General features: G+C 65.8%; 1 protein-coding gene and 1 pseudogene. Both read left to right on the top strand.

The annotated features are described in order from the left end of the window. Positions 1 to 952: pseudogene (locus EOA29_RS35255) on the top strand (D-glycerate dehydrogenase); the annotation flags it as partial. A gap of 79 nt (positions 953 to 1,031) precedes the next feature. Next, positions 1,032 to 1,784 (top strand): phosphoenolpyruvate carboxylase (locus EOA29_RS35250; protein WP_127222314.1); only part of this gene is annotated, 753 nt, incomplete at its 3' end.

Genomic DNA, 1,784 nt, shown 5'->3' with positions numbered 1-1,784 from the left:
CCCGTAGATGGCCGGCCGCCGTCGAAGCTATCCTCGCCGAGCGCTTCGACACCACGCTCAACGCCAGCGATGAGCCGCTGAGTCCTGCCGCGATGACTTCCGCCTTCGCGGATTTCGACGCGATCCTGGCAACGGTCAGCGACCGCTTGCCCGTCGCGGTGTTTCCTGAGACCGCCGCCCGCACCCGCATCATCGCCAATTTCGGCGTCGGCTTCAGCCATATCGATATCGCGGCGGCTCGCGACCGCGACATCGTGGTGACCAACACGCCGGGCGTGCTGACCGATTGCACCGCCGACCTTGCGCTTAGCCTGATGTTGGCTGTCGCGCGCCGGACCGGCGAGGGCGAGCGGCAGTTGCGGGCCGGAGAGTGGCGTGGCTGGTCGCCGACCCACATGGCCGGCGCCAAGGTGTCGGGCAAGACCTTGGGTATCGTCGGCATGGGACGCATCGGCAAGGCGACGGCCAAGCGCGCGCATTTCGGCTTCGGCATGAAGATCGTGTTCTTCAATCGCTCGCCCGTCGATGACGACGAGACGCGCGCCATGGGCGCGGTGCAGATGCAGACCTTGGACGATGTGCTCGTGGCATCCGATTTCGTCTCGCTGCACTGTCCGGGCGGCGCGGAAAACCGCCATCTCATCGATGCTCGAAGCCTGCGGTCGATGCAGCGCAGCGCGGCGCCTTCCTGATCAACACGGCGCGCGGCGACGTCGTCGACCAGGATGCTCTGATCGGCGCGCTGGAAAGGCGCGAGATCGCAGGCGCGGGTCTCGACGTCTTTGCCGACGAGCCGGCCGTTCCGGAAGCGCTGAAGCGATTGGAGAACGTCGTGCTGTTGCCGCATCTCGGCAGCGCGACCGAGGAAACGCGGGTGGCGATGGGAATGAAGGTGGTGGAGAACCTGACCGCCTTCTTCGAAGGCCGCCCGGTCCCTGATCGGGTCGCCTGACGTTAATCCGGTTCAGCGCGGCGCGCTTCAAGGGCGCGGCTACGCGCTGCAATCAATGCGGACGGATCAGGAAAGCGGTTTGGAACAGAGCAGACGCATCAAATTTCGTGAGGACGAGCGCAGCCTTCTGTTGCGCCTGCTGCTTAAGGTCGCAAGCGCGCGCGCCCCCGAGATCGCCGCGGTCTTAAGCGGGCGCAGGTCGCTCGTCTCCCTCGCCCCAGAGCAGCGCATCCCGGCGCTTCAGGCGAGCGGCGTCTGGTTCCAGTTGCTGACGATTGCCGACGAGTTGCTTGCCATGCGGGCGCGTCGCGAACTCGAACAAGGCGCGGGTGCCGGCGAAGTGCCCGGATCCTTCGCCAGCGTGATCGCCCAGATGGCGGCGAACGGTCACTCTGGCGAAGAAGTCCAGGCGACGCTCGATGAGCTTTGCGTCGGCCCGACCATGACCGCCCATCCGACCGAGGCCAAACGCGTCACTGTGCTGGAGATCCACCGCCGTATCTATCGCAAGCTGACCGATCTCGACCAGCCGCGCTGGGCGCCGCGCGAGCGCGACCTGTTGGTCGCCGATCTGGAAAGCGAGATCGAGCTTCTGTGGATGACGGGCGAGCTGCGGCTGGAGCGCCCGACAGTCGAAGGCGAAATCGCCTGGAGCCTGCATTTCTTTCGCGAGGTGATCTTCGAGGCAACGCCACAGCTCTATGGCAAGCTTCAAGGCGCCTTCGAGCGCCACTATCCGGGCAAGCCGATCAGAATTCCCTCCTTCATGCGCTACGCCTCGTGGATCGGCGGCGACCGCGACGGCAATCCGAATGTGACGGCCGCGGTCACC

Source organism: Mesorhizobium sp. M1E.F.Ca.ET.063.01.1.1, assembly GCF_003998155.1.
GTDB lineage: Bacteria > Pseudomonadota > Alphaproteobacteria > Rhizobiales > Rhizobiaceae > Mesorhizobium.
This window is presented reverse-complemented; position numbering and strand designations above follow the sequence as displayed.